Origin of the sequence: Salmonella sp. NW177, from assembly GCF_051811585.1 — a bacterium.
GTDB lineage: Bacteria > Pseudomonadota > Gammaproteobacteria > Enterobacterales > Enterobacteriaceae > Salmonella > Salmonella enterica.
Genome location: NZ_JAMMZV010000021.1, coordinates 1 through 4,421, shown reverse-complemented (window position 1 = coordinate 4,421; position 4,421 = coordinate 1). Strand labels below are relative to the sequence as shown.

Below are 4,421 nucleotides of genomic sequence, written 5' to 3'. Positions count from 1 at the left end.
TGTGCGTAGTGGCGGGTCGGGGTATCGTATTCAACGTGAGAAGTGTTGATGGTGATACCACGCGCTTTTTCTTCCGGCGCGTTATCGATCTGGTCGAATGCGCGAGCGGCACCGCCGTAGGTTTTAGCCAGTACGGTAGTAATGGCAGCGGTCAGCGTTGTTTTACCATGGTCAACGTGGCCGATAGTACCGACGTTAACGTGCGGTTTTGTACGTTCAAACTTTTCTTTAGACATCGATTGTCCCTCTAAGACACGGATAAATCGGTGATATCACCACATCAACCAGGCAACACGCCCGACTTGTTGAATGCTAATAAACAGAAGAGAAAAACAGGAAGGAGAAAAGAAGTGGTGCTGATAGGCAGATTCGAACTGCCGACCTCACCCTTACCAAGGGTGCGCTCTACCAACTGAGCTATATCAGCACATCTTGGAGCGGGCAGCGGGAATCGAACCCGCATCATCAGCTTGGAAGGCTGAGGTAATAGCCATTATACGATGCCCGCATCCTGGAACTCGGCTACCTGATTTTCATTCTGCACTGAATATCGAGAGAAACTCTCTTTATTCGAGCCGGTAAGCGAACTTATCGTCTCGGGCTGCGCCATCGCGCGGCCGAAAATGGTGGTGGGGGAAGGATTCGAACCTTCGAAGTCTGTGACGGCAGATTTACAGTCTGCTCCCTTTGGCCGCTCGGGAACCCCACCGGACTTGATGGTGCCGACTACCGGAATCGAACTGGTGACCTACTGATTACAAGTCAGTTGCTCTACCTACTGAGCTAAGTCGGCATCAAGTAGCGCGCATTCTATGGAGACCTGCGTGCTCATGCAACTAAAAAATTGCATAAAATGTTCTATCGCTCACATTTTGCGCTATAAGAGACAAAAATGCTCTAATTTCAAACAAGAGAGCATAAATTTTCGGCATTTTACCGACCGTCTGACTAGGATACGACGCGGCATTTCAACGCTCCGTCGATAGAAAGCAATCTTCTGTATCTGGTATATTCGTCACATTGCTTCTCAGGGATAGCTTTCACAGCGAGATTTTTTCTTATTATTCCTCCCCATCTGGTGTTACCCTCCTGCCCATTGTCCAAATTAACTTAAATGTGACGTGCCGTTGCATGTCAGGGATGGCCCTCGTTCATCGCTGAACTGATGTAGCAATAGCAGCCAGAAACATGCTTATGAGTATAAAAGAGCAATCGTTAATGACGCCTTACCTACAGTTTGATCGCAGCCAGTGGGCTGCGCTTCGCGATTCTGTGCCGATGACCCTGACCGAGGATGAGATCGCGCAGTTAAAAGGCATTAATGAAGATTTATCGCTGGAAGAAGTTGCAGAAATATATTTACCTCTCTCCCGTTTGCTAAATTTCTATATCAGTTCAAATCTGCGTCGTCAGGCTGTCCTGGAACAGTTTCTGGGCACTAACGGCCAGCGAATCCCTTACATCATCAGTATCGCGGGCAGCGTCGCAGTGGGTAAAAGCACGACAGCACGCGTTCTGCAAGCGTTGCTGAGTCGCTGGCCGGAACACCGCCGTGTTGAATTGATTACCACAGACGGCTTCCTCCACCCAAACCAGGTGTTGAAAGAACGCGGGTTAATGAAGAAAAAGGGGTTCCCCGAATCGTATGATATGCACCGACTGGTGAAATTCGTTTCTGACCTCAAGTCGGGCGTACCGAACGTGACGGCGCCAGTCTATTCTCATTTGATTTACGATGTTATTCCTGAAGGGGATAAAACCGTCGCTCAGCCTGATATATTGATTCTTGAAGGTTTGAATGTTTTACAAAGCGGTATGGATTATCCTCACGATCCGCACCATGTATTTGTCTCTGATTTCGTTGATTTCTCTATTTACGTTGATGCGCCAGAAGAACTTCTTCAGACGTGGTATATCAATCGCTTCCTGAAATTCCGCGAAGGGGCGTTTACCGATCCTGACTCTTATTTCCACAATTATGCGAAATTATCTAAAGAAGAAGCTGTTAATACAGCAGCCTCGCTTTGGAAAGAAATTAACTGGTTGAATTTAAAGCAAAACATCTTACCCACGAGAGAACGTGCCAGCCTTATTATGACCAAGAGCGCTAACCATGCGGTGGAACAGGTAAGATTGCGGAAATAACAGAAAAAAGGGGAGTACCGACTCCCCTTTTTTACTATTCGGCGCTTCGCAGCGATATTTCTCCGCCCATCCAGGGTTTAATCACGCCATCCTGTTCAAGCAATAATGCGCCCTGAGTATCAATGCCGCGAGAAATACCAAATATTTCTTTGTCGCCAATAATTAGTTTTACCGGACGATCAATAAAATTATCCAGTTTTTTCCAGCGCGAAAGATAAGGAGAAAGACCTTCTTGCTCAAAAAGCTCAAGCGCAGCACGTAGCTTATAAATCAGCTTTGCGGCCAGCATATTGCGGTCGAGCGTAATTCCGGCCTCTTGTAGTGTGATCCATCCCTGATTTATCACGTCCTCTTCTACGCGACGCATTGCCATGTTAATACCAGCGCCAATCACTATTTGTGCGGCATCGCCCGTTTTACCGGTTAACTCAACCAGAATACCCGCCAGTTTGCGATCCAGCAGGTAGAGGTCGTTAGGCCACTTCACACGAACTTTATCTGCGCCCAGTTCACGCAGCACTTCCGCCATCACAATTCCAATGACCAGACTCAAGCCTATTGCCGCCGCAGGCCCCTGCTCCAGACGCCAGTACATTGAAAGATATAGATTCGCGCCAAACGGTGAGAACCATTTACGCCCGCGACGACCACGCCCTGCCTGTTGGTATTCTGCTACACAGGCATCGCCTGAGCGCAGCTCACCAATTCGATCAAGTAAATACTGATTGGTTGAATCGATAACAGGCAATACCGCCACGTTTCCGCTATCCAGTTGGCTATGAATACGGTCAACATCCAGTAACTGGATGGGTTCCGGTAAGCTATATCCTTTCCCGGGAACGGTAAATACATCTACTCCCCAGTCGCGTAATGTCTGGATATGTTTATTAATCGCCGCGCGGCTCATTCCCAGCCGTTCACCCAACTGCTCGCCTGAGTGAAACTCTCCGTCGGCAAGTAGTGAGATCAGCGTCAGGGGAACGGTAGTATCTTTCATGCAATGCTCTCCACTGCGTTCACCTCTCCGAACTGACCAATAAAGCGAACCTCAGGCTCCAGCCAGACATTAAATTTTTCACCCACTTTTTGCCGGACATGATGCGCCAGCGCCACCACATCTTTACTTGTCGCATCATTCGCATTAATCAATACCAGCGCCTGTTGGCGATGCACCGCAGCGCCGCCAATGGTGACGCCTTTCAACTGACATTGATCTATCAGCCAGCCTGCCGCCAGCTTCACTGAGCCGTCTGCCTGAGGGTAATGCGGCGCGTTGGGAAATCGTTCTAACAGTTCCATAGCGATATCGGCTGCGACAACGGGATTTTTAAAAAAGCTGCCCGCATTGCCATTCACTTTAAGATCCGGCAATTTTGTGGTGCGCATATGGCATACAGCATCAAACACCTGTTGCGCGGTGACCGTTTTCGGGTCCAGACGAGTAAGATCGCCATAGGTCAACACCGGCTGCCATTGCTTTGACAAACGCAGACCCACCGCGACGATCGCAACGCGATCCTGATATTCATTTTTGAAGATACTGTCACGATAGCCGAAACGGCATTCCGCCGCGGACAAACGCAGACGTTTTCCCGTTTCCAGTTCAACGCAGTCAACGTAGTCGCAGACGCGCTGTAGTTCTACGCCATACGCGCCAATATTCTGTATAGGCGAGGAACCAACGCAGCCAGGGATGAGCGCCAGATTCTCCAGGCCGGGCATGTTGTTGTCCAGCGCGTAGCGAACCAGCTGATGCCAGTTTTCGCCTGCGCCGACGTGTAGGTGCCAGGCGTCCGCGGTTTCATTGACCTCAATGCCTTTCAGGCGGTTAAGGATCACGGTGCCGGCGTAATTTTCCAGAAACAGGACATTGCTTCCTTCACCCAGGATCATAACCGGCAGTCCCTCACGAGTTGCTTGCTGCCAGGCGCTCAGTAGTTGTTGTTCGTTTTCAGCGCATGCGATGTGCTTTGCACAATGATCAATGCCGAAGGTATTCCAGGGTTTTAGGGAGTGGGTCATGGCTGCTTTCCTGATACTCAATCGGCAATAGTTTACCGTATCTGTGTTGGGAAGGCTTGTGGTTATATTGAGGGTGGATCGGCGCGTCCCTGTAGGCTGGATAAGGCGGAGCCGCCATCCGGCAGACTACAGATAAAACAAAAGGCCCAGTCTTTCGACTGAGCCTTTTGCTTAATCTGATGCCTGGCAGTTCCCTACTCTCGCATGGGGAGACCCCACACTACCATCGGCGCTACGGCGTTTCACTTCTGAGT

5 protein-coding genes, 4 tRNA genes and 1 rRNA gene are annotated in these 4,421 nt (G+C 49.7%); 2 read left to right on the top strand and 8 right to left on the bottom strand.

What is annotated here, in order from left to right:
- From NA986_RS24280 to NA986_RS24260, 5 genes are all read right to left on the bottom strand, one after another.
- On the bottom strand, nt 1-236 hold a 236-nt coding region (locus tag NA986_RS24280; RefSeq protein WP_000031667.1), incomplete at its 3' end, for a GTP-binding protein.
- 115 nt (nt 237-351) lie between these two features.
- A tRNA-Thr gene (locus tag NA986_RS24275) sits at nt 352-427 on the bottom strand.
- Nucleotides 428-433: 6 nt separating this feature from the next.
- Nucleotides 434-508 (bottom strand) — tRNA-Gly (locus NA986_RS24270).
- Nucleotides 509-624: 116 nt separating this feature from the next.
- Nucleotides 625-709, bottom strand: a tRNA-Tyr gene (locus tag NA986_RS24265).
- Nucleotides 710-717: 8 nt separating this feature from the next.
- Nucleotides 718-793, bottom strand: a tRNA-Thr gene (locus NA986_RS24260).
- Nucleotides 794-812: 19 nt separating this feature from the next.
- Between NA986_RS24260 and NA986_RS24255 the strand changes: the two genes are divergently transcribed.
- Both NA986_RS24255 and coaA read left to right on the top strand, forming a co-directional pair.
- Complete coding sequence (locus NA986_RS24255) at nt 813-986, top strand: hypothetical protein (protein WP_001541267.1); 174 nt, start codon at nt 813-815, stop codon at nt 984-986.
- A 208-nt stretch (nt 987-1,194) separates the two neighbouring features.
- Nucleotides 1,195-2,145, top strand: a complete 951-nt coding sequence (gene coaA, locus NA986_RS24250; RefSeq protein ID WP_000023068.1) for a type I pantothenate kinase — start codon at nt 1,195-1,197, stop codon at nt 2,143-2,145.
- Between the two features lie 34 nt (nt 2,146-2,179).
- Here the strand turns inward: coaA and birA are convergent, their stop codons facing one another.
- The 3 genes from birA to rrf all read right to left on the bottom strand — a co-directional run.
- On the bottom strand, nt 2,180-3,142 hold the full coding sequence (gene birA, locus NA986_RS24245; RefSeq protein WP_000655753.1) for a bifunctional biotin--[acetyl-CoA-carboxylase] ligase/biotin operon repressor BirA: 963 nt from the start codon (nt 3,140-3,142) through the stop codon (nt 2,180-2,182).
- The gene (murB, locus tag NA986_RS24240; RefSeq protein WP_023215886.1) at nt 3,139-4,167 is read right to left on the bottom strand and encodes a UDP-N-acetylmuramate dehydrogenase; all 1,029 of its coding nucleotides are present in this window, start codon (nt 4,165-4,167) and stop codon (nt 3,139-3,141) included. The genes birA and murB overlap by 4 nt, the downstream gene beginning before the upstream one ends.
- 181 nt (nt 4,168-4,348) lie before the next feature.
- Nucleotides 4,349-4,421: ribosomal RNA gene (gene rrf, locus NA986_RS24235) — 5S ribosomal RNA — on the bottom strand; the annotation flags it as partial.